This is a genomic window from Sphingobium olei, from assembly GCF_042678845.1.
Classification (GTDB): Bacteria; Pseudomonadota; Alphaproteobacteria; order Sphingomonadales; family Sphingomonadaceae; genus Sphingobium; species Sphingobium olei.
Map to the genome: position 1 here is coordinate 20,409 of NZ_JBHTLS010000130.1, position 20,851 is coordinate 41,259.

The window sequence follows — 20,851 nt, forward strand, 5'->3', positions numbered from 1 at the left end:
AAGAACGACCGGGCCGGCAGGAAAGCTCCTCATGAGCCTCGAAATATAGATACGCCGCAGCGACAGTTTATTTCAAACCCCTCTGGCCCTTGGCACCTTGGAAGCCTATGTTTCGCATTATGATGAGCGGCGCAGCAGACGCCGCCCCAAGCAGGAGATTTGAGAATGACCGGCGAAACCGAAGCCGATCTGTCCGGCGCAGAACCCAGCCGCAATCGCCGCCGCCCCAAGGCCCCGATCATGGAGATCGATGGACGGCGATTGAAGCCGGCGACGCTGATGATGGGCCATGGCTATGATCCGACTCTCTCCGAAGGATCGCTCAAGCCGCCGATCTTCCTGACTTCCACCTTCGCCTTCGATAGCGCGGCCGCTGGCAAGCGGCACTTTGAGGGCGTGACAGGCATCCGGCCCGGCGGCGCGGAGGGCCTCGTCTATTCCCGCTTCAACGGCCCCAACCAGGAGATCTGCGAGGATCGCCTGTCGGTGTGGGAAGAGGCGGAGGATGCGCTGCTTTTTTCCAGCGGCATGTCGGCGATCGCGACGACATTGCTGGCGCTGGTGCAGCCGGGCGACGTGATCGTCCATAGCGCGCCACTCTATGCCGCGACCGAATCGCTGATCGGCCGGATCCTCGGCAAGTTCGGCGTCCAGTGGCTCGATTTCCCGGCCGGCGCGACCGAGGAAGAGATCGGCGCGGTCATCGAAAAGGCGAAGGGACTGGGCAGGGTGGCGCTGCTTTATCTCGAAAGCCCCGCCAATCCGACCAACGTCCTCGTCGATCTGGAGGCGGTTGTCGCGCGGCGCGACTCGCTCTTCGCGGGCGAAGACCATGTTCCGCCAATCGCCATCGACAATACCTTCCTCGGGCCGCTGTGGCACAATCCGATCGCCCATGGCGCGGATCTCGTCATCTACAGCCTCACCAAATATGCAGGCGGCCACAGTGATCTGGTGGCAGGCGGGGTGCTGGGCAGCAACGCGCTCATCAATCCCATCCGCCTGATGCGCAACACCATCGGCACCATCCTTGATCCGCACAGCGCCTGGATGCTGCTGCGCAGCCTGGAAACGCTGGAATTGCGCATGAGCCGCGCGGGCGAGAATGCCGCGAAAGTCTGCGCCTGGTTGAAGGAACAGCCGCAAGTGGAGAAGGTCATATATCTGGGCTTCCCGGAAACGGAGCGGCAGGCGGACATCTATCGCCGCCACTGCACCGGCGCGGGATCGACCTTCTCGCTTTATTTGAAGGGCGGCGAGGCGGAAGCCTTCGCCTTTCTCGACGCGCTGAAGATCGCCAAGCTGGCGGTCAGCCTTGGCGGCACCGAGACGCTGGCGAGCCACCCGGCGGCCATGACGCACCTGTCTGTTCCGGCCGAGCGCAAGAAGGCGCTGGCGATCAGCGACAATATGGTGCGCATATCCATCGGCTGCGAGGATGCGGACGACCTCATCGCCGATTTCGCCCAGGCGCTGCGGCAGGTCGGCTGACCCATGGCCCGACCGATGCTGCTGGTGGGCCAGCCGTTGCTGGCTCCCTTGCTACCCCTGCTGCGAAGCAACTATGACGTCATTGCGCTGTGGGAACCGCCCACGCCCGCCGAACTGGCGAAAGTTGATGCAGCCGTTTGGGCAGGGGAATTTCCCTTTCCCGGGGCGCTGATGGACGCGATGCCCCGGCTGGGACTGATCGCCTGCTTCACCGTGGGCTATGATGGCGTCGATCTCGACCTCGCCCGGCAACGCGGCGTCGCGGTCGCCCATGGAGGCAATGCCAATGCGGAGGATGTAGCCGACCATGCGATCGGCCTGATGATCGCTCACCGGCGCTGGATCGTCGGCGGTGACAGACATTTGCGGGCAGGCGAATGGACGATCGAGGCCAAGACCCGCACCCATTCGATGCGCAGCGCGCGCCTGGGTATCGTCGGGATGGGCGCGATCGGCATTGCTGTGGCGGAACGCGCGCAGGCGATGAAGATGCCTGTCGCCTGGTGGGGACCGCGCGACAAGCCGGGACTTGGCTGGCCACGCGCCGCTACGCTGGACGCCCTCGCGCGCGACAGCGACATATTGGTGATCGCGGCGCGCGCCGACGAAAGCAATCGTGGCATGATCGATGGGGGGATCATCGCGGCGCTTGGCCCCAATGGCCTCCTCGTGAATGTCGCGCGGGGTCAGTTGGTGGATGAGATGGCGCTTGTCGACGCGCTGAAGGCCGGCAGGCTCGGCGGCGCGGCGCTGGACGTGTTCGATCCCGAACCCACTGATCCTGCGCGCTGGGCCGATGTGCCCAATGTGGTGCTGACGCCGCATACCGGCGGGGCGACGCATGAAGCGGTCGCGCGCATGGCGGAGACGCTGATGGGCAATCTTGCGTCCCATTTCGCCGGCACGCCCATGCCCTCGCCGGTTCCGGAGATGGCTTGACCGGCGCGACGCCCTCTCTCGCTTCCAGCGTGATCATGGTCGCAGAGAGGCTGGGTCAGCGGGCGCGATCAACGCAATACCGCGTAAAGCCTAATCGGAAAGCGCCGGCCAAAAACGGCCGGATCAGAACTTGAAGATCGTGCCCAGATAGACGGCCTGGCTGTCCTGCCGCTCGTCCGTCATCGGCGTCAGCCGACCCGCCACGCTGTTATTGTAGCGCACGCCGGCCGTCACGTTCAGATTGCGCGTCAGCGAATAGGAACTGGCGAGATCCAGCGAATAATCCTTGTCAGCAGACGGATTGCGGACCGTCGCTGCCGGCTCGCGGCGGGTCTCCAGCAGCACCTTCGTACTGAACCGGTCCTTCTTGCCTTCTTCCAGCGCGAAATTCTTGGCGTCGACCATGGTTTCGACCGGAACAGGGTCCAAAGCCTTGCGGCCAACACTGTCGGGCAGCGCAAACTTACGCCAGTTATGCGCGCCGTTCAGGCTGAACGCGACTGGCGTGATATTGAGGGGATCGATCGTGCGGTTCACGGCAACGCGATCGTCGCTTGTGCGGACCATCACGGTAATCGACCGCTGGCCGCTCAATGAACCGCTGGTCGGCGTGAAACGGAAGCCCTGCCCGCTCGCCTTCGCCGCGATCTTCGCATAGGCGGCCGCCAGCCGGGGATCCTTGATGGTCGGCGTGAAGGAGGAAATGCTGCCCAGCGCGCCGAGCGACACCGGACTGTCACCCCGCATGCGGACCATATCGGCGGCGGCACCGAAGGCGGGAGACAGCATGAAGCCCGCAACGGCTACCGCCGTGCCTGCTACTGCCAGATGTCCCCTACGCATACCCATGACCCGAATCTGTCCCCGCCGATATATATTTCAAGACGGAATACACCCACAAAGCCGCCACTGGCTAGTGCCGTAACGCCTTTTTGTCGGAGCTGTTGCATCGAACACACAGAAGATGATCGGCGGTCCTGGCTCCCGTGCCATGGCCATGCACCGTCCCCCTTGCCCCGCGCGGCACGGCCACTATAGAAGCGGGCAGTTTCTCGTCTTTTCCAAGCTAGGACATGCCTGATGGTCCGCCGCCTTTCCGCCCCCGTTTCCGCCGGCCTGCTGCTGGCCGCGCTCCTGCCGCTCGCAGCCTGCGGCGGCGGGGCAAAGGACCGTCCGAAGGCGGATCTCGCTGCCTCTAAGGTCACGACCATCGGCGTCAACGCCTATCTATGGCGCGCGTCGCTCGACACCCTGTCCTTCATGCCGATGGTGCAGACCGATTCGAACGGCGGCGTGATCGTGACCGACTGGTATGCCAACCCCAGTTCGCCAGGCGAGCGGATGAAGCTGACCGTGTCCATCCTGGACCAGGATTTGCGCGCCGACGCCGTGCGTGTCGCCGCCAGCCGGCAGGTCAATCAGGGCGGCCAGTGGGTCGACGCGCCGGTGAAGGCCGCCACGACGCAGAAGCTGGAGGAGATCATCCTCACCAAGGCGCGCGACCTGCGCCGCATGGCGATCGCTGGCTGACCCGACCCCGATTCGGGGCACATGCGGCCCCGCGATCCGATCACATAATCCGATCACAAGGGGCTGGGCTTCGCAAAGGCCCAGCCTGACTGCATTTGTAAGGACGAGACATGCAAAGGCGCTTCAACCCGCTTGAGGCCGACGCCCGTTGGCAGGCGATCTGGGACGAGAAGCAGAGCTTCAAGGCGGAAGACGCGTCCCCGAAGCCGCGCAGCTATGTGCTGGAGATGTTCCCCTATCCCTCCGGGCGCATCCATATCGGCCATGTCCGCAACTATTCCATGGGCGACGTGCTGGCGCGTTTTCGTCGCATGACGGGTCATGAAGTGCTGCATCCGATGGGGTGGGACGCCTTCGGCATGCCGGCGGAAAATGCCGCGATGGAAAAAAAGGTCCATCCGGGCAGCTGGACCCGCGACAATATCGCCAACATGCGCGCGCAGCTGAAGAAGCTCGGCTTTGCGATCGACTGGAGCCGCGAACTCGCGACCTGTGAGCCGGACTATTACGGCCATGAGCAGGCGTTGTTCCTGGACATGCTGGAGGCGGGCCTCGTCTATCGCAAGGAGTCGGCGGTCAATTGGGATCCGGTCGATATGACCGTGCTGGCGAACGAGCAGGTCATCGACGGGCGCGGCTGGCGCTCGGGCGCACTGGTGGAAAAGCGCAAGCTTTCCCAGTGGTTCCTCAAGATCACCGCCTTTGCCGACGACCTGTTGGAGGGCCTCAAAAGCCTCGACCAGTGGCCGGACAAGGTGAAGCTGATGCAGGAGAACTGGATCGGCAAGTCGGTCGGCCTGCAATTCCGCTTCGACTTCGCGCCCTTCCCCGAGCGGGAAGAGCTGGAGGGACTGAATGCAGGCGCGGGGATCGAAGTCTATTCGACCCGTCCCGACACCATCTTCGGCGCCAGCTTCGTGGCCATCGCGGCCGACCATCCGGTCGCACAGGCGGTAGCGGCGAACAATGCGGATGCCGCCGCGTTCATCGAGAAGTGCAAGGAAGGCGGCACGACGGCGGCAGAGCTGGAAACGGCGGAGAAGCTGGGCTTCGATACGGGCCTTTCGGTCACGCACCCCTTCGACCCCGACTGGCAGCTTCCCGTCTTCATCGCCAATTTCGTGCTGATGGACTATGGCACCGGCGCCGTGATGGGCGTGCCCGCGCATGACCAGCGCGACCTCGATTTCGCGCGCAAATATATGCTCGCCGTGGAGCGCGTGGTCGCGGCCGAGGGCGAAGCAGACAAGCCTATCCACGACGAAGCCTATGTCGGCCCCGGCCGTCTGGTGAATTCCCGCTTCCTCGACGGCATGACCGTGGAGGAAGCGAAGGCGGCCGTCATCGCCCGCGCAGAAGGCGAAGGCTGGGGCGAGGGCAAGACAGTGTTCCGCCTGCGTGACTGGGGCGTGTCGCGCCAGCGCTATTGGGGGACGCCGATCCCGGTCATCCATTGCGAAGCTTGCGGCCCGGTCGGCGTGCCCAAGGATCAGTTGCCCGTCGTCCTGCCGGAGGATGTGAGCTTCGACATTCCGGGCAATCCGCTCGACCGGCATCCCACCTGGAAGCATGTCGACTGCCCGTCCTGCGGCAAGCCGGCGGTGCGCGAGACCGACACGCTCGACACTTTCGCCGATTCCAGCTGGTATTTCATCCGTTTCGCCAGCCAGCCCGACGACAAGCCGTTCGACCGGGCGACGGTCGAGCAATGGCTGCCGGTCGGCCAATATATCGGCGGGGTCGAACATGCGATCCTGCACCTGCTCTACGCCCGTTTCTGGACCCGCGCGCTCCAGCATATGGGGCAGCTGGGCTTCGCTGAACCGTTCACCGGCCTGTTCACCCAGGGCATGGTGACGCACGAGACGTACAAGGCCGGCGACGGCAGCTGGCTCAGCCCAGGCGAAGTGAAGAAGAACGGCGACGACTATACCCACATCGAAAGCGGCGCGCCGGTGACGGTCGGCCGCGTCGAAAAGATGTCCAAGTCCAAGAAGAATGTCGTCGATCCCGACGACATCATCGCCCAATATGGCGCGGATGCGGTGCGCTGGTTCATGCTGTCGGACAGCCCGCCCGAGCGCGACCTGCCCTGGACCGAAGCCGGGATCGAAGGCAGCTGGCGCTTCGTCAATCGCGTCTGGCGGCTGTTCGGCGAGGCGGACGCGTCGGCGGAAGGACAGGACAAGCCACTCGACCGCAAGCTGCACCAGACGATCGACGGCGTGGCCAAGGATATCGAGGCGCTGGGCTTCAACAAGGCGGTGGCCAAAATCTACGAGTTGGTGAACGCCATCGAGAAGGCGAAGCCCTCCGCGTCGCGCACTGGCGCGATCCGCGCGCTCGCGCTGCTGGTCGCGCCCATGACGCCGCACCTCGCCGAGGAAGGCTGGGCCGAAATGCGTGGAGAGGGCCTGATCGCCGATGCCCCTTGGCCCACCGTCGATCCGGCGCTGCTGGTGGAGGATGAGGTTACGATCGCCTGTCAGGTCATGGGCAAGTTGCGCGACACCATCACCGTGCCCAGGGGCACGCCGAAGGAGGAGCTGGAACGGCTCGCTACGGCAGCACCCAATGTCGCCCGCGTCCTGGACGGTGCTACGCCCAAGAAGGTGATTGTGGTTCCCGATCGGCTGGTCAATCTGGTCATCTGAACGCCATCGGCCGCCGGCCTGACGAAGGGCTTCGACAGGCCAGCGGCGAACGGTTATGGAGATTGGCATGAAGTCCTGGCTCCTGCTCCCCATCGCCCTTGCCACTCTCAGCGGCTGCGGTCTGCGCCCCGTCTATGGCGGCGGCACGCATGGCGCGGTCGCGCAGGCGCTGGGCAATGTCGAGGTCGCCCCGATCGAAGGGAAAGGTGGCTGGCTCGTCCGCAATGCCCTCAATGACCGGCTGGCCGCCCTGCGCAGCGGTGCTGGCCCACGCTATCGGCTGGTCGTGAAGCTTGACGATCAGATCAGCGGCTTCGGTTTGCGCGCGGACACCGCCGTCACGCGTGAACGTCGCACGCTGCGCGCCCGCTACCAGCTGGTGGACGAAGCGACCGGCGCACAGGTTCTGGACGCGACCGCAGGGTCGGACGCCGGCATCGACATCACATCCAGCGAATATGCAACCATCGCGGCGGAAGATACCGCACTTGAGCGTCTGTCGCAGACAGTGGCGGACCAGATCGTCACCCGGCTCGCCCTTTTTTCGCGCAAGGCCGGCAATCCTTGAAGGCCAATCGCGGCCAGATGGAGCGGGCGCTGGATGCACCGCCCGCCGATATCCGCTTCTTCCTGCTCTACGGCCCCGACGAGGCAGGAAGCGCCGCTCTTGCAAAGCGGCTGGAGCGCGGAATGGGACCGCAGGCCGAGCGGGTGGACCTCGACGGCGCCACGCTGAAGGATGATCCGGCCCGACTGGCGGATGAAGCCGCATCCTTCTCCATGTTCGGCGACCGGCGCTGGATTCGCATAACTGGCATGGGCGACGAATCCGCGCCGGCACTCTCTGCCCTGTTGGAAGCGGAGGCGGCCGGAAATCCGGTCATCGCGCTTGCCGGCGCGCTCAAGCCCACGTCGAAGCTGCTGAAACTGGCGCTCGACCACAAGGCGGCGATGGCGCTCATCTCCTATCAGCCCGATGCGCGAGAGGCGGAGCAGATCGCGATCGCCATCGCGCGCGAAGGCGGGCTGCGCCTGCCGACCGAACTGGCGCGGCGCATCGTCGATCTCGCCAATGGCGATCGGGCGTTGATGGCGGGCGAAGTCGAGAAGCTGATCCTCTACCTCGACGCGGCGCCGGAGCGCCCTTGCGAGGCCACCGCCGAAGCGCTGGAAGCGCTGTCCGCCGACAATCCCGATACGGAGATCGGACCGTTGGTCAACGCCGTGCTGGGCGGCGATCTCAAGGCGATGCACAAGGAGCTGCAGCGTCTTGCCGAAACGGGTGCGGCGATGGCGTCGGTCATTCGCCCGTTGCTCACGCGTGCGGTGCTGATCGCCAACATCCGTGCCGATTTCGACGGCAGCGGGCGTCTGGAAGGCGCAGTGGAGGCGGCAGGCAAGGCGGTATTCTGGAAGGAGAAGGGCCTCGTCACCCGCCAGGTGCGGCAATGGGATGCCGCTGGCATCGGCCGCGTGATCCAGCGGCTGCTGGATGCCGAACGCGCGACCCGGTCGGGCAGGGGAACGGGCGACCTGATGGTCAGGCAGGAGTTGCTGACAATCGCGCGTCAGGCGGCGCGGGAGCGGGCTTGATCGCCTTTCCCGCTGGCACCATATTGCAGTCCATGGACAAGCTCTCTCTTTCGGACGCCGAATGGCGCGCACGCCTCTCGCCGGAACAATATCATGTCTTGCGGGAAGCCGGCACCGAACGCGCCTTCACCGGCAAATATAACGGCAATAAGGCTGACGGGGTCTATTATTGCGCCGGCTGCGGCGCGGAGCTGTTCGATGCGGAAGAGAAATATGACAGCGGGTCGGGCTGGCCCAGCTTCACCGCCCCTGTCGATATCGACGCGGTAGAAGAGGTCCGCGACGCAAGCCACGGCATGATCCGCACCGAAGTCCGCTGCGCCAAGTGCGAGGGGCATCTGGGCCATGTCTTCCCCGATGGTCCGGGCGTCAATGGGCTGCGCTATTGCATGAACAGCGCCAGCCTCGACTTCAAGCCCCGCGAAGAGGCGGAATGATCCGCCTGTCCTGCGTTCATCGCTGATAAATGCGTCTTCGCGTGAAGGGGGCCTGCGTAGCTTTCACGCGCAGTTGCAGCATTTGCGCTGGCAGGCGCGGGGATTAGCGCCTATTCGGGGCGGCACAGATGGCAGGATCAAGCAAGAGCAGGGCAGCGCCGACGGGCGTCAGGAAATGGCTGGTGCGCGGGCTGAAGATCGGCCTCGCGGCGGCTGTGGCGGGTCTGCTGGCGGTCGTGATCGCCGTGATCATCGCCATGCAGTCGCTGCCCAGCTATGATAGCCTGAAATCCTCCCCTAACGGCCAGATGATCCGCGTCCATGCCGCAGACGGCAGCGTGATCGTGTCGCTGGGGCCGAGTTTTGGACGCTGGCTGAATTACGACCAGATCCCGCAAGTGATGGTCGACGCGATGATTTCCACCGAGGACAAGCGTTTCTACCTGCATCCCGGTGTCGATCCGGTCGGCATGGCGCGCGCGGCCTGGGTGGCGATCGAGCGGCGCGGGACGGGTCGGCGCTGGCAGGGCGCGTCCACCATCACGCAGCAGGTGACGCGCAACATCTTCCTGAACAACAGCTACAGCTTCGGCCGCAAGGTGCGGGAAATGGTGCTCGCCCTGGCGCTGGAGCGCAAATTCTCCAAGCGGCAGATCCTCGAACTCTACCTCAACAAGGTGTATTTCGGCGGCGGGGCCTACGGGATCGACGCCGCCAGCCGCAAATTCTTCGGTCATCCCGCCACCAGCCTGGACCTGCCGGAAGCCGCGATCATCGCGGGCTTGGTGAAGGCTCCGTCCAGCTATTCGCCGACCGCCGACGCCGACGCCGCGATCGGCCGCGCTGGCGTGGTGCTGGACCTGATGCAGGAAAATGACAAGATTTCGGCATCCGAGCGGGCGGCCGCCAACCTCGGCGGCGTGAAGATGGCGCCTGAGCCGCCACAGAACAGCGTGCGCTACTTCACCGACTGGGCCTTGCCACAGCTGGACGTGCTGATCGACGAATCCAACGAGCCGCTGGAAGTCTATACGACCATCGATCCGGCGATGCAGAATGCCGCAACCGCGGCGATCAAGGCCAACGTCCCGTCCGGGACGCAGGGCGCGCTGGTCAGCCTGGATCGCGACGGCGCGGTGCGGGCGATGGTCGGCGGGCTCGACTATGTGACGTCCAACTATAACCGCGCCACTACTGCGACCCGCCAGCCTGGATCGGCGTGGAAAATCTTCGTCTATATGGCCGCGCTCGAAGCGGGCTACACGCCCGACACCGGCGTCACCGACGAGCCGGTGACGATCAATGGATGGAGCCCGCGCAACGCCAACGGCAAGTTCGCGGGCGACATCGACGTTCGCACCGCCTTTGCCTATTCGATCAACACCGTCGCGGCCAAACTGGGCGTCGAAGTGGGCTTCCCGACCGTGGCTGATATGGCGCGCCGCTTCGGCATCTCGACCCCGATCAACACGCATCCCTCCATGGTGCTGGGAACCTCGGACGTGCGCCTGATCGACATGACGCGCGCCTTCGCGTCGATCGCGCGCAAGGGGATCGCGGTGACGCCTTACGGCATCACGAAGGTAACCACGGCGGACGGGCGTCTCCTCTACAGCCATCAGGACGACACCAGCCGCGTGCTGGTCGCGCCTTGGGTCGCCGCCGGCATGACCGATCTGATGCAGACCGCCGTCAGCACCGGCACCGGCCGCGCGGCGCAGATCGGCCGGCCGGTCGCAGGCAAGACCGGCACCACCAGCAGCAACAAGGATGGCTGGTTCCTTGGCTTTTCCAGCGGCATCACCACCGGCGTCTGGATGGGCCGCGACGATGCCCGGGCTGTCGGCGTGCTGCAGGGTGGCCGCGCGCCGGCTCGCGCCTTCGCCGACTATATGAAGGTCGCCGTCGCCAAGCGTCCCGTGGAACAGTTCGAAACGGAAGTCACGCTCCCGGAATGGCAGCTGGAGCCTGACGAGGAGGCCTATTTCAACACGCCGGACGCGGGCATGATGGTCGATGAAAATGGCCTGCCCATCGAAAGGCCGCAGCCCCGCGAACCCGAAGACGAGTCGGACGAGCCGCAGGTGGAGGTGGACCCACAGGACCGGCCGCAGCCGCCCCGCATAGACCAGCAGTGGATCGATAACGTGCTGGGTCGCGATCGCCAGCGTCAGCAGCCGCGGCCCACGCCTAACCCCTGACGCCTCCTACGGCTAACGGGAATCACCGTCTCGGCTGATCGTTGACCGCCATCTGCATGCTTTGCGCTGCGCTCGCATCGGGCATCAGGAAGTCGACCCTGCCGCGGCCGAAATCGATCGCCACCCGGTCGAATATGCGTAGCGCGCTGATGCCCAGCATCAGCGCCGGCTTGTCCTGCAACCCCAGTTCGGCGAACGGGCTGGCGTCGGCGAATATCACCGGCACACGATTGAGGTTGACGCGGCCCAGACGCACGGACTGGATCTGCCCGATCTGCCCCGTCAGCGTGCCGCCGGTGACGCTGGTGAGGGACGCCGTCAGCATATCGGGCGCGCGCTTCTTCGCGACCAGCTTGTCGCGGAGCGCGATGTTGCCGACGCTGTAGAGCGATCCGGTGTCGAGCATGATGTTGACCCGCATGCCGTTCACTTCGGAATCGAGCAGAATCAATTGTCCACGCTTCCGCCGCGCCTCCACGACGATCGTATCTTTGTCGGGCGCTTGTGCGCGCCGACTGCTGCGGGCGATCTCCATGCGGCCCGTGCGGAAGTTCATCGTGACGCGCTTGGCGTGCAGGCTGTCCAGCCCCAGCAGCCCCGGCGCGCCCAGATGTTCCCCTTCCAGCACCGGCGCCTCGATGTCGTCCAGCGTTCCGCCGGCAAAGTCCAGCTTCGGCACCGCCACCGTGCTGGCTTCGGATCGGCCAGTCATGCTTAGGATCGTCACATTGCTACGGGGCGGCAGGGCCAGGCGTTGCGCCAGTTCGCGCGCGATGACCGTCCTCTGCGATCCGGTGTCGACGACGAAGTTCCACGGCCCCTTGCCGTCGATCCGGATCGGCACGGTCACCCGGTCATCGGCGGACGGACCGGTCCGAACCACCGTTGGCGGCACATCGGGGTCCAGCGCCGGCGCGACCTGCGCCACCGACGGTCCGGCAACTGCCAGCGCCACGCCCACAAGCACAGGGAACTGCGTCATGGCCTTTTCCATCCTCTCCGCCATCCTATATCATGGTTGCCGGCCATCGCGCCAGCACCACCGCTGGTCGCCGTGGATGAGAGAACAGGCGCAATTCGATCCCCTCCGGCCTCGATCGCGCCTTGACGACATAGGCGGCCTGCCGCTACACGCAGTTCCGTCTCATCCTCGTCCATCCGGAGCGAGGATCCTCGGCTTCCTGCCAGACCATCTCCCTCTTTTCCGGCCCATTATCCCACCTTCCGCATCGGACCGACTCGCACATGCATCTCAAGGACCTCAAGAAAACAGTGCCCGCAGACCTCGTCACCATGGCTGAGGAACTCGGCGTGGAAGGCGCGTCGACACTGCGCAAGCAGGACTTGATGTTCGCGATCCTGAAGGCCGAGGCGGAAAATGGTGAACAGATCATGGGCGAGGGCACGATCGAGGTGCTGCCCGACGGCTTCGGCTTCCTGCGCAGCCCTGAGGCCAATTTCCTGGCTGGGCCCGACGACATCTATGTCTCGCCCAATCAGGTGCGCAAGTTCGGTCTTCGCACCGGCGACACTGTCGAAGGGGAAATCCGCGCACCCAAGGATGGCGAGCGCTATTTTGCACTGACGAAGCTTACCACGGTCAACTTCGACGATCCGGACGCGGTGCGCCATCGCGTGAACTTCGACAACCTGACGCCGCTCTATCCCGAACAAAAGCTGCGGCTCGACACGCTCGATCCCACGATCAAGGACAAGTCGGCGCGGGTCATCGACATCGTCTCGCCCCAGGGCAAGGGTCAGCGCACGCTGATCGTCGCGCCGCCCCGCGTCGGCAAGACGGTGATGCTGCAGAATATCGCCAAGGCGATCACTGACAATCATCCTGAAGTCTTCCTGATCGTCCTCCTGATCGACGAACGTCCGGAAGAAGTCACCGACATGCAGCGCAGCGTGAAGGGCGAGGTCGTGTCCTCGACCTTCGACGAACCCGCCACGCGCCACGTCCAGGTGGCCGAGATGGTGATCGAAAAGGCCAAGCGCCTCGTGGAACACAAGAAGGACGTGGTGATCCTGCTCGACTCGATCACCCGCCTTGGCCGCGCCTACAACACGGTCGTTCCGTCGTCGGGCAAGGTTCTGACCGGCGGTGTCGATGCCAACGCGCTCCAACGGCCCAAGCGCTTCTTCGGCGCCGCGCGCAATATCGAGGAGGGCGGCTCGCTCTCGATTATCGCCACCGCGCTGATCGACACCGGGAGCCGCATGGACGAAGTCATCTTCGAAGAATTCAAGGGGACCGGCAACTCCGAAATCGTGCTGGACCGCAAGGTCGCGGACAAGCGCATTTTTCCGGCGCTGGATGTCGGCAAGTCCGGCACCCGCAAGGAGGAATTGCTGGTCGAGAAGCCGACGCTCAGCAAGATGTGGGTTCTGCGCCGCATCCTCATGCAGATGGGCACGGTGGACGCCATGGAGTTCCTGCTCGACAAGATGAAGGACTCCAAGACCAACGAGGATTTCTTCGCGACGATGAACCAGTAAGAGAAGGAGACGTTAGACCGCGATGTTCGACCTTCTCGCCACTGCTGCATCCGCTGCTCAGGGTATCGGCTCTCCCGCCGAAATCTGGCAGCATATCATCAACGATTTCAGCAATATAACCTCGCCGTCGGCTCTATCTGCCTTCGTCCAGGTGTTGATGATCGACGTGCTGCTGGCGGGCGACAATGCCATTGTCGTTGGCGCTCTGGCGGCCGGCCTGCCTGCGGACCAGCGCAAGAAGGTGATCCTGATCGGCATTCTTGCCGCGCTGGTGCTGCGCATTGCCTTCGCGCTGGTGGTCAGCCAACTGATGCAGATCGTCGGGCTGATCTTGGCGGGCGGCTTACTGCTGCTGTGGGTGAGTTGGAAGATGTGGCGCGAGCTGCATCCCAAACGCGGCGCAGAAACGGCGGATCCGAGCGACGATGACGTATCCGGCCTGCGCCCTGCCAAGAGCTTTGCTGGCGCGGCATGGGCGGTCGCGGTGGCTGACGTGTCGATGAGCCTCGACAATGTGCTGGCAGTCGCAGGGGCCGCGCGGGATCATCCGGGCATATTGATGATCGGCCTGGTTCTGTCCGTCGCACTGATGGGCATCGCCGCCAACGTCATCGCCCATTATATCGAACGATTCCGGTGGATCGCCTATCTCGGGCTTGCGGTTATCGTCTATGTCGCGATGAAGATGATCTATGATGGCTTTGTGGATCAGCAAGTGGGCCTGCTGACCCTCTTCGCCTGATCTGGGCGATCCAATAAGAAGGGGGCGGCGCCGTCATGGCGCTGCCCCCTTTTTTTATAGACACGGCAACTCAGGGGATCAGCAGGGTCGATCCCGTCGTCTGTCGCGATTCCAGCGCGCGATGTGCGTCCGCTGCGTCGGCAAGCGCGTAGCGTTGGCCGATCACCGCCTTCACAACGCCCTTCTCCATCTGGTCGAACAGGCGTCTCGCTGTGTGCGCCAATTCTGCCGGCGTAGCGACATAATGGAACAGCGTGGGGCGTGTCACATAGAGCGATCCGCCCCGGCTGAGGTCGAGCAGGTTGACCGGCGGAACCGCGCCCGACGCATTGCCGTAACTGACAAGCAGGCCGCGCGGCTTCACGGACGCAAGTGACGCGCTCCAGCCCGCCTTGCCGACCCCGTCATAAACAATGTCGACACCTTTCGCCCCAGTCAGATCGCGTACCTGGGCGGCTAGATCGTCCATGGGGCCGTGCAGGCTGTAGTCGGCGGCGACCGATGCGGCCTTTGCCGCCGACCCGCTATGAGCAATCACCGTGACGCCCTTATCCCGCAGCCAAGGAACCAGGATCGAACCGACCCCGCCTGCCGCAGCGTGGACCAACGCCGTTTGCCCGGACGTCAGCGGCCAGATATCCTCCGCCAGGAAACAGGCCGTCATGCCCTTCAGCATCATTGCCGCGGCATCTTCAAAGCTGATGCCATTCGGCAGATGCACAAGCTGCGCCGCCGGAACCCGCCAATGCGTGCAATAGCTGCCGCGCGCGGTAGCACAAGCGACGCGGTCGCCTACCGCAAAACCGGTTACGCCAGCGCCAACCGCAACGATCTCACCGGCCGCTTCAGACCCGAGCGTCAGCGGCAGATCGGCAGGATAGAGCCCGCTTCGGAAATAGGTATCGATATAGTTGAGTCCGACCGCCTTATTCTCGATGATGACTTCGCTCTCGCCCGGCGTGCCTGGATCAAAGGACTGTCGCTCTATGACGTCCGGGGCGCCATGGGTGCGAACGACCATGCGCCACGGTGTGTCGCTCACGCCAGATGCTCGGCAAAAAAGTCCGCTGTCCGTCGATCGGCCAACTGCGCTGCGTCTTCCACGCGGCGATCGCCCATTTCGGCAGCGAAGCCATGATTCAGCCCCTCATAATCATGAAGCGTCACATGCCGGTTCTCAGCCAGGCCGGCATGCATGGCCTGTTGCGTCTCTACGGGAACAAAATGATCGGCCGTCGGAATATGGAGCATCGTCGGCTTGCCGATCGCATGCTGCTCGCCCAACAGGCCGTCGATGCCGACACCATAATAGCCGACGAATGCGTCACCATCGGTCCGGCAAGCGGTCATGAAGGCGAGCCGGCCGCCCAGGCAATAGCCGACAACCCCAACCTTGCCCGCGCCGCCCAGCGCAGCCCGCGCCGCCTTGATCGATGCTTCCAGGTCGCGAATGCCCTGGTCCTGGTCGAACTGCGGAATATAGCCGAGCGCCTGCTCCATCTCTGCCGGTACATCCGCATCCAGCTCGATATGCGGCGCGATCCTCCAGAACAGGTCCGGCGCGTAGGCGAGGTAGCCCGCCTTGGCCCAGCTGTCGCACTTGTGTCGGATCCCTTCATTCACACCAAAGATTTCCTGGATCACGATAATCGCTGCTTGTGCCTGGCCTTCCGGAACCGCCACATAGGCGTCGAACTGCGCATCTCCTTCCAGAGTCTTCACCGCCACGAATTCGCCCATCACAATGTCCTTTGCAGCTTGGATCAGATCATATTGGCGGATCATGCAGCCCGCGCAACGCCCAATTCTTTTAAATTTGCGTTGGCGCGCCCTATTGCGGCATGACCATGGAAGATCGTGCCGGAAAGTATTGAAAGGCGGGACATGAAAGTAACCGTAGATGTCGATTGTACCCCCGCCGAGGCGCGCGCCTTTCTCGGCCTTCCAGACGTGACGCCCATCCATGACAAATATATCAAGACCATGCTGGACGGGTTCGACGGCGTCGGCAGCGTCGAGCAGATGGAGACGTTGTTCAAGAGCTTCTCTCCCCTCGGAGATGCGGGGATGCGCCTGTTCCAGCAGATGATGAATGTTGGTCTGGCAGGCATGGGCACGACCAAGGACGAGAGGAAATAGCAGCACCGTGACCGACAGCATCTTCGCCCTGTCGAGCGGGCGACCGCCCGCTGGCATTGCCGTCATCCGCGTCAGCGGACCCCATGCACGGCAGGCGATCCAGGCGCTTGCGGGCAGGCTCCCGCCGCCGCGCGTCGTCAGCCTTGCCCTGTTGAAGAATCCGCAGGACGGGTCAGCGCTTGATCGCGGCCTGGTGCTGTGGTTGCCGGGGCCGTCCACCGTCACCGGCGAGGATATGGCGGAATTGCACTGCCATGGCGGACGCGCCGTCATCTGGGCGGTGGAGGATGCCCTGGGGCGGATGGACGGCTTGAGGCGAGCGGACGCGGGCGAATTTACACGGCGCGCCTTCGCGAACGGTCGGATGGACCTCAACGCGGTGGAAGGTCTGTCCGATCTGCTGGCTGCTGAAACGCAGAGCCAGCGCCGATCGGCTCTCCTCATGGCAGAAGGGCATTTTTCGAGAAGAATCGCCGGATGGCGAGCGCGCCTGTTGCAATTGTCCGCGATGACAGAAGCAGCGCTCGATTTTTCCGACGAAGATGATGTGCCGGCGGACGGCATCGAGGCGGAAATTTCGACCCATGTGGCTGTGTTGAGAGATGATGTTGCGGGGGCGCTGGCTGCCCCTTCCGCGGAGCGGCTGCGCGACGGCATCCGGCTGGTGATGGCCGGCCCGCCCAATGCGGGCAAATCGACGCTGCTCAATGCGCTTGCGGGGCGGGAGGCGGCGATCGTGTCCGATATCGCCGGGACGACACGGGACCGCATCGAGGTTCCGGCAGCAATTGGCGGCGTGGCCTTTTTGCTCACGGACACCGCGGGACTTCGGGAGGAGACCGACGATCCCGTGGAGGCAATAGGGATTGATCGGGCAAAGGCAGCGCTAGATGCCGCCGATCTCATCCTCTGGCTGGGCGACGCCCGCGATCTTCCTCGGGCTGACGCAATATTGATCGCGGCGCAGGCAGACCGGATCAAGGAGGAGAGGCCGGGCCTGCCGCTATCGGCGGTCACCGGAGAGGGTATGCAGGCGCTCGTCGCACTTCTGCTCGAACGGGCATCCCTGTTGCTGCCAGGCGAGGGTGACTATGCCTTGCACGATCGGCAGCGGCACCATCTCGGCCGCATCGCACATCATCTGGACGCTGCTCTCTCCGTAGAAAGGGACATGTTGCTAGTGGCGGAGGAGCTTCGTCTGGCCCGAGCGATTATCGACAAACTCACAGGATTGGCAGGCACCGAAGACATGCTGGACCAGCTTTTCTCCGGTTTCTGCATCGGAAAATGATCGATGTTCCACGTGGAACGCTTTTGACCGGAGCCTCACTTTGCTGGTAAGGGGGCACCATGCGAACAAGTTATGATGTGATCATCGTGGGCGGCGGCCATGCCGGTTGCGAAGCAGCCGCCGCCGCTGCGCGCAAGGGTGCTTCCGTTGCACTTCTTACCTTCAAGCGTGACACGGTGGGGGCGATGTCCTGCAACCCCGCGATCGGGGGCTTGGGGAAGGGACACCTCGTCCGGGAAGTTGACGCGCTGGACGGCCTGATGGCGCGCGCGGCGGACGCAGCCGCGATCCACTACCGCATGCTCAACAGCAGCAAGGGCGCTGCTGTTCAAGGCCCGCGTATCCAGGCCGACAGAAAGCGATATCGTGCGGCAATCCACCAGATGATGGAAGCGGTCGAGGGACTGGATATTATCGAGGGAGAGGCAAGTGCTCTCCTGCTATCCAATGGCGCAGTGGCGGGACTGACGCTCGCCGATGGGCACGCCTTGCATGCACCCGCAGTTGTGCTGGCCACCGGCACCTTCCTCGGCGGCAAACTGTTCCGTGGGGAAGAGCGGGCAGCAGGAGGGCGCGTCGGCGAGCAGGCTGCGACTTTACTCGGTCAGCAGCTGAGGGCGCTCGACCTACCGATCGGCCGCCTCAAAACCGGCACGCCACCGCGGCTCGACGGCCGAACGATTGATTGGGCACGGCTGGAGAACCAGGCTTCCGACATGCTGGACTGGACAATGTCCAGCCTTTCGGCCGGCCGGGCTTTGCCGCAGCTGGCCTGTGCCATTACGCGCACCAACGAGGAAACGCATGCAGTCATTCGTGCTGGGCTCGACCGCTCCCCATTATTCGGTGGCGCGATTGAGGGTAGGGGGCCGCGCTACTGCCCCTCGATAGAAGACAAGGTGCTGCGGTTCGGCGACCGGGACGGTCATCAGATATTTTTGGAACCGGAAGGACTGGATGATCATCTCGTCTATCCCAACGGCATCAGCACATCTCTTCCAATTGATGTTCAGATTGCCATGATCCGGTCCATGACAGGTCTGGAGCGAGCGGATATCGTGACGCCCGGCTATGCGGTCGAATATGATCACATCGACCCGCGCGCTCTTGACGCTTCGCTGCAGCTTCAAGCGCTCCCGGGTTTATTTTGTGCCGGCCAGATCAACGGCACCACCGGCTATGAGGAGGCGGCGGCGCAGGGTCTGGTGGCCGGCGTCAATGCGGCCGCCTTCGCCCAGAATGTTCCGCCCATGATTCTTGATCGCGCAAGCTCCTACATCGGCGTCATGATCGACGATCTGGTGCTTCAGGGCGTAACGGAGCCTTACCGCATGCTCACCGCGCGTGCCGAGTATCGGTTGCGCCTACGGGCAGATAACGCGGAAACCCGTCTCGGCTCCTTTGGGTTGGCGCATGGCATCATCGGCCCGGAGCGCACCCGTCGATTTACCGAACGTGACAGATTTCGTGCAGCGGCTCAGCATGATCTTGCAACCGAAAAAACCTCCGCTGATCTTGCGCGATTGGGCGCGGCGGTCCGGCAGGATGGTTCGCGCCGAAGCCTCTTCGAATGGGCGCGGTTCCCCGAAGTCGAGCCTTCCCTTCTGCTCGAACTTGCGCCCGCCCTTCGCGAAGCGCCCGCCGACCTTCAACAGGAGATATTGGAGGATGCCCATTATGCCCCCTATATCCAAAGGCAGGAGGCGGAGGTGGCCGAGCTGCGGCGCAACGAACGCGTCTCGCTACCGGCAGATATGGATTATAGCAGCATCGGCGGTCTTTCGTTGGAGATGATCGAACGTTTCGAGGCCGCCCGCCCCGAAACATTGGCAGCCGCTTCCCGCATCCGCGGCGTCACCCCCGCAGCGTTAGCAGCCATACTCGTCCATGCGCGACGCGAGGCCGCGTGACCGAAGAGGAAGCTAAGTCCTGGTTACAGACCAAGTTCGATGTTCCACGTGAAACATGGACACGGCTGGAAGGCTATGTCTCGCTATTGCTGGAAGCTTCGGCTGGACAGAATCTTATTGCCGCTTCGACCATTCCCAATATTTGGGCGAGACATATCGTAGATTCCGCTCAGCTCCTAAGGCTTACCAAAGATGTAAAAGACGGAATGTGGGTCGACCTGGGGGCAGGCGCAGGACTCCCGGCCATCGTCATCGCCTGCCTCTCTCCAAGGCCGATGTTGATGATCGAAACGCGTCGCAAGCGCGTCGACTTCTTGAACGACGTCGTCGCGCATCTCGGCCTTGGCCACGCTCAGGTCTTCGGAGGCAGGGTGGAAGCGGCACCGGCCATGAAAGCGGCGGTCATAAGTGCGAGAGCCTATGCCCCACTTCCCAAACTTTTGGAGTCGGCTGTCCACTTGGCCGATAAAAATAGCTGTTGGGTGTTGCCGAAAGGCCGAAGCGCTGAAAATGAACTGGAGGCGGTGCGCGGGTCGTGGCAAGGTGTGTTCCACGTGGAACCCAGCGTAACGGATCAACACAGCGCGATCATCGTTGCCCATGGCGTTCATCCGGTTGGCAAAGGGAAACATCGTCCATGATCCGTATCGCTATTGCCAATCAGAAGGGTGGGGTGGGCAAGACGACGACCGCGATCAACCTTGCCACGGGTCTTGCGGCCACCGGCCTGCGTGTGTTGCTTGTCGATCTTGATCCGCAGGGAAACGCGTCGACAGGGCTGGGCGTCGGACAGGCGGAGCGCAACTATTCCAGCTACGATCTGCTGGTAGGCAATTGCGCGCTGGAAGACAGCATCGTCACCACGCGCGTACCGAAGCTGGACCTGGTGCCCGCTACGCAGGATTTGTCCGGCGCCGAGATCGAATTGATCGAATATGAAGAACGGACTCACAGGCTGGAGAGGGTCTTGGCGGAAGCCCCGTCCGGCCGGTGGGACATATGCCTTATCGATTGCCCGCCCTCCCTTGGCCTATTGACCATCAACGCGATGGTTGCCGCGCAATCGCTTCTCGTCCCGCTGCAGTGCGAGTTTTTCGCACTCGAAGGTCTGTCGCAATTGTTGCAGACGGTTGAGCGTATCAGGGGCCGCTTCAATCCTGGCCTGTCGATCATGGGGGTGGCCCTGACCATGTATGATCGCCGCAACAGGTTGACTGATCAGGTGGCAGATGACGTGCGGGCCTGTCTTGGCGAACTCGTCTTCTCGACCGTCATCCCCCGCAACGTTCGCCTGTCCGAAGCGCCGAGCCATGGCGTACCCGCGCTGATCTACGACTTCCGCTGCTCTGGGTCGGAGGCCTATATGCGCCTTGCAAGAGAATTGATTGCCCGCTTGCCCCGCCAGGAGGTCGCCGCTTGAGC

Annotated in this window: 19 protein-coding genes; 15 read left to right on the forward strand and 4 right to left on the reverse strand. The window is 63.6% G+C overall.

Going from position 1 to position 20,851, the window contains the following annotated elements:
* Nucleotides 1-165: 165 nt before the first annotated feature.
* Together ACFQ24_RS14335 and ACFQ24_RS14340 are read left to right on the forward strand one after the other, a co-directional pair.
* Complete coding sequence (locus ACFQ24_RS14335) at nt 166-1,491, forward strand: cystathionine gamma-synthase family protein (protein ID WP_380912356.1); 1,326 nt, start codon at nt 166-168, stop codon at nt 1,489-1,491.
* 3 nt (nt 1,492-1,494) lie between these two features.
* A complete protein-coding gene (locus ACFQ24_RS14340) occupies nt 1,495-2,430 on the forward strand; it encodes a 2-hydroxyacid dehydrogenase (RefSeq protein WP_380912358.1) in 936 nt (311 codons plus the stop codon).
* A gap of 123 nt (nt 2,431-2,553) precedes the next feature.
* Here ACFQ24_RS14340 and ACFQ24_RS14345 read toward each other — a convergent pair whose 3' ends face one another.
* Entirely contained in the window at nt 2,554-3,279 is a 726-nt protein-coding gene (locus ACFQ24_RS14345) for a hypothetical protein (RefSeq protein ID WP_380912360.1), read from the reverse strand.
* Nucleotides 3,280-3,510: 231 nt separating this feature from the next.
* On the opposite strand from ACFQ24_RS14345, the gene ACFQ24_RS14350 reads away from it, so the two are divergent.
* The 6 genes from ACFQ24_RS14350 to ACFQ24_RS14375 all read left to right on the forward strand — a co-directional run bounded on the left by ACFQ24_RS14350 (nt 3,511) and on the right by ACFQ24_RS14375 (nt 10,845).
* On the forward strand, nt 3,511-3,960 hold the full coding sequence (locus ACFQ24_RS14350) for a DUF3576 domain-containing protein (RefSeq protein ID WP_380912362.1): 450 nt from the start codon (nt 3,511-3,513) through the stop codon (nt 3,958-3,960).
* Nucleotides 3,961-4,070: 110 nt separating this feature from the next.
* Nucleotides 4,071-6,614: a leucine--tRNA ligase gene (gene leuS / locus ACFQ24_RS14355; RefSeq protein ID WP_380912364.1), complete on the forward strand. Its 2,544-nt coding sequence runs from the start codon at nt 4,071-4,073 to the stop codon at nt 6,612-6,614.
* Between the two features lie 67 nt (nt 6,615-6,681).
* Nucleotides 6,682-7,182 (forward strand): LPS assembly lipoprotein LptE, encoded by a 501-nt coding sequence (lptE, locus tag ACFQ24_RS14360; RefSeq protein WP_380912366.1) that lies wholly within the window; start codon nt 6,682-6,684, stop codon nt 7,180-7,182.
* On the forward strand, nt 7,179-8,207 hold the full coding sequence (gene holA / locus ACFQ24_RS14365; RefSeq protein WP_380912368.1) for a DNA polymerase III subunit delta: 1,029 nt from the start codon (nt 7,179-7,181) through the stop codon (nt 8,205-8,207). The genes lptE and holA overlap by 4 nt, the downstream gene beginning before the upstream one ends.
* A 32-nt stretch (nt 8,208-8,239) precedes the next feature.
* Nucleotides 8,240-8,644 carry a peptide-methionine (R)-S-oxide reductase MsrB gene (gene msrB / locus ACFQ24_RS14370; RefSeq protein ID WP_380912626.1) on the forward strand — a complete coding sequence of 135 codons (405 nt, stop codon included), beginning with the start codon at nt 8,240-8,242 and terminating at the stop codon, nt 8,642-8,644.
* A gap of 128 nt (nt 8,645-8,772) precedes the next feature.
* Complete coding sequence (locus ACFQ24_RS14375; RefSeq protein ID WP_380912370.1) at nt 8,773-10,845, forward strand: transglycosylase domain-containing protein; 2,073 nt, start codon at nt 8,773-8,775, stop codon at nt 10,843-10,845.
* Nucleotides 10,846-10,867: 22 nt separating this feature from the next.
* Here the strand turns inward: ACFQ24_RS14375 and ACFQ24_RS14380 are convergent, their stop codons facing one another.
* Nucleotides 10,868-11,827: an aspartyl protease family protein gene (locus tag ACFQ24_RS14380; RefSeq protein ID WP_380912372.1), complete on the reverse strand. Its 960-nt coding sequence runs from the start codon at nt 11,825-11,827 to the stop codon at nt 10,868-10,870.
* Nucleotides 11,828-12,090: 263 nt separating this feature from the next.
* On the opposite strand from ACFQ24_RS14380, the gene rho reads away from it, so the two are divergent.
* Together rho and ACFQ24_RS14390 are read left to right on the forward strand one after the other, a co-directional pair.
* Nucleotides 12,091-13,347, forward strand: a complete 1,257-nt coding sequence (gene rho, locus ACFQ24_RS14385; RefSeq protein WP_066767058.1) for a transcription termination factor Rho — start codon at nt 12,091-12,093, stop codon at nt 13,345-13,347.
* 22 nt (nt 13,348-13,369) lie between these two features.
* On the forward strand, nt 13,370-14,089 hold the full coding sequence (locus ACFQ24_RS14390) for a YjbE family putative metal transport protein (RefSeq protein WP_380912375.1): 720 nt from the start codon (nt 13,370-13,372) through the stop codon (nt 14,087-14,089).
* A gap of 70 nt (nt 14,090-14,159) precedes the next feature.
* Here the strand turns inward: ACFQ24_RS14390 and ACFQ24_RS14395 are convergent, their stop codons facing one another.
* Both ACFQ24_RS14395 and ACFQ24_RS14400 read right to left on the reverse strand, forming a co-directional pair.
* Nucleotides 14,160-15,110, reverse strand: coding sequence for a quinone oxidoreductase family protein (locus ACFQ24_RS14395; RefSeq protein WP_380912628.1), 951 nt, complete (start codon nt 15,108-15,110; stop codon nt 14,160-14,162).
* Between the two features lie 17 nt (nt 15,111-15,127).
* A complete protein-coding gene (locus tag ACFQ24_RS14400; RefSeq protein WP_380912377.1) occupies nt 15,128-15,829 on the reverse strand; it encodes a dienelactone hydrolase family protein in 702 nt (233 codons plus the stop codon).
* Between the two features lie 144 nt (nt 15,830-15,973).
* Between ACFQ24_RS14400 and ACFQ24_RS14405 the strand changes: the two genes are divergently transcribed.
* From ACFQ24_RS14405 to ACFQ24_RS14425, 5 genes are read left to right on the forward strand one after another with little or no spacing between them, the layout of a single operon-like run.
* Nucleotides 15,974-16,228, forward strand: a complete 255-nt coding sequence (locus ACFQ24_RS14405) for a DUF6489 family protein (RefSeq protein ID WP_380912379.1) — start codon at nt 15,974-15,976, stop codon at nt 16,226-16,228.
* Between the two features lie 7 nt (nt 16,229-16,235).
* On the forward strand, nt 16,236-17,519 hold the full coding sequence (gene mnmE / locus ACFQ24_RS14410) for a tRNA uridine-5-carboxymethylaminomethyl(34) synthesis GTPase MnmE (protein ID WP_380912381.1): 1,284 nt from the start codon (nt 16,236-16,238) through the stop codon (nt 17,517-17,519).
* Between the two features lie 59 nt (nt 17,520-17,578).
* Entirely contained in the window at nt 17,579-19,429 is a 1,851-nt protein-coding gene (mnmG, locus tag ACFQ24_RS14415; protein ID WP_380912383.1) for a tRNA uridine-5-carboxymethylaminomethyl(34) synthesis enzyme MnmG, read from the forward strand.
* A complete protein-coding gene (gene rsmG / locus ACFQ24_RS14420) occupies nt 19,426-20,070 on the forward strand; it encodes a 16S rRNA (guanine(527)-N(7))-methyltransferase RsmG (RefSeq protein ID WP_380912385.1) in 645 nt (214 codons plus the stop codon). Before mnmG ends, rsmG begins: the two co-directional genes overlap by 4 nt.
* Nucleotides 20,067-20,849: a ParA family protein gene (locus ACFQ24_RS14425; RefSeq protein ID WP_380912387.1), complete on the forward strand. Its 783-nt coding sequence runs from the start codon at nt 20,067-20,069 to the stop codon at nt 20,847-20,849. The genes rsmG and ACFQ24_RS14425 overlap by 4 nt, the downstream gene beginning before the upstream one ends.
* The last annotated feature ends 2 nt before the right edge of the window (nt 20,850-20,851 follow it).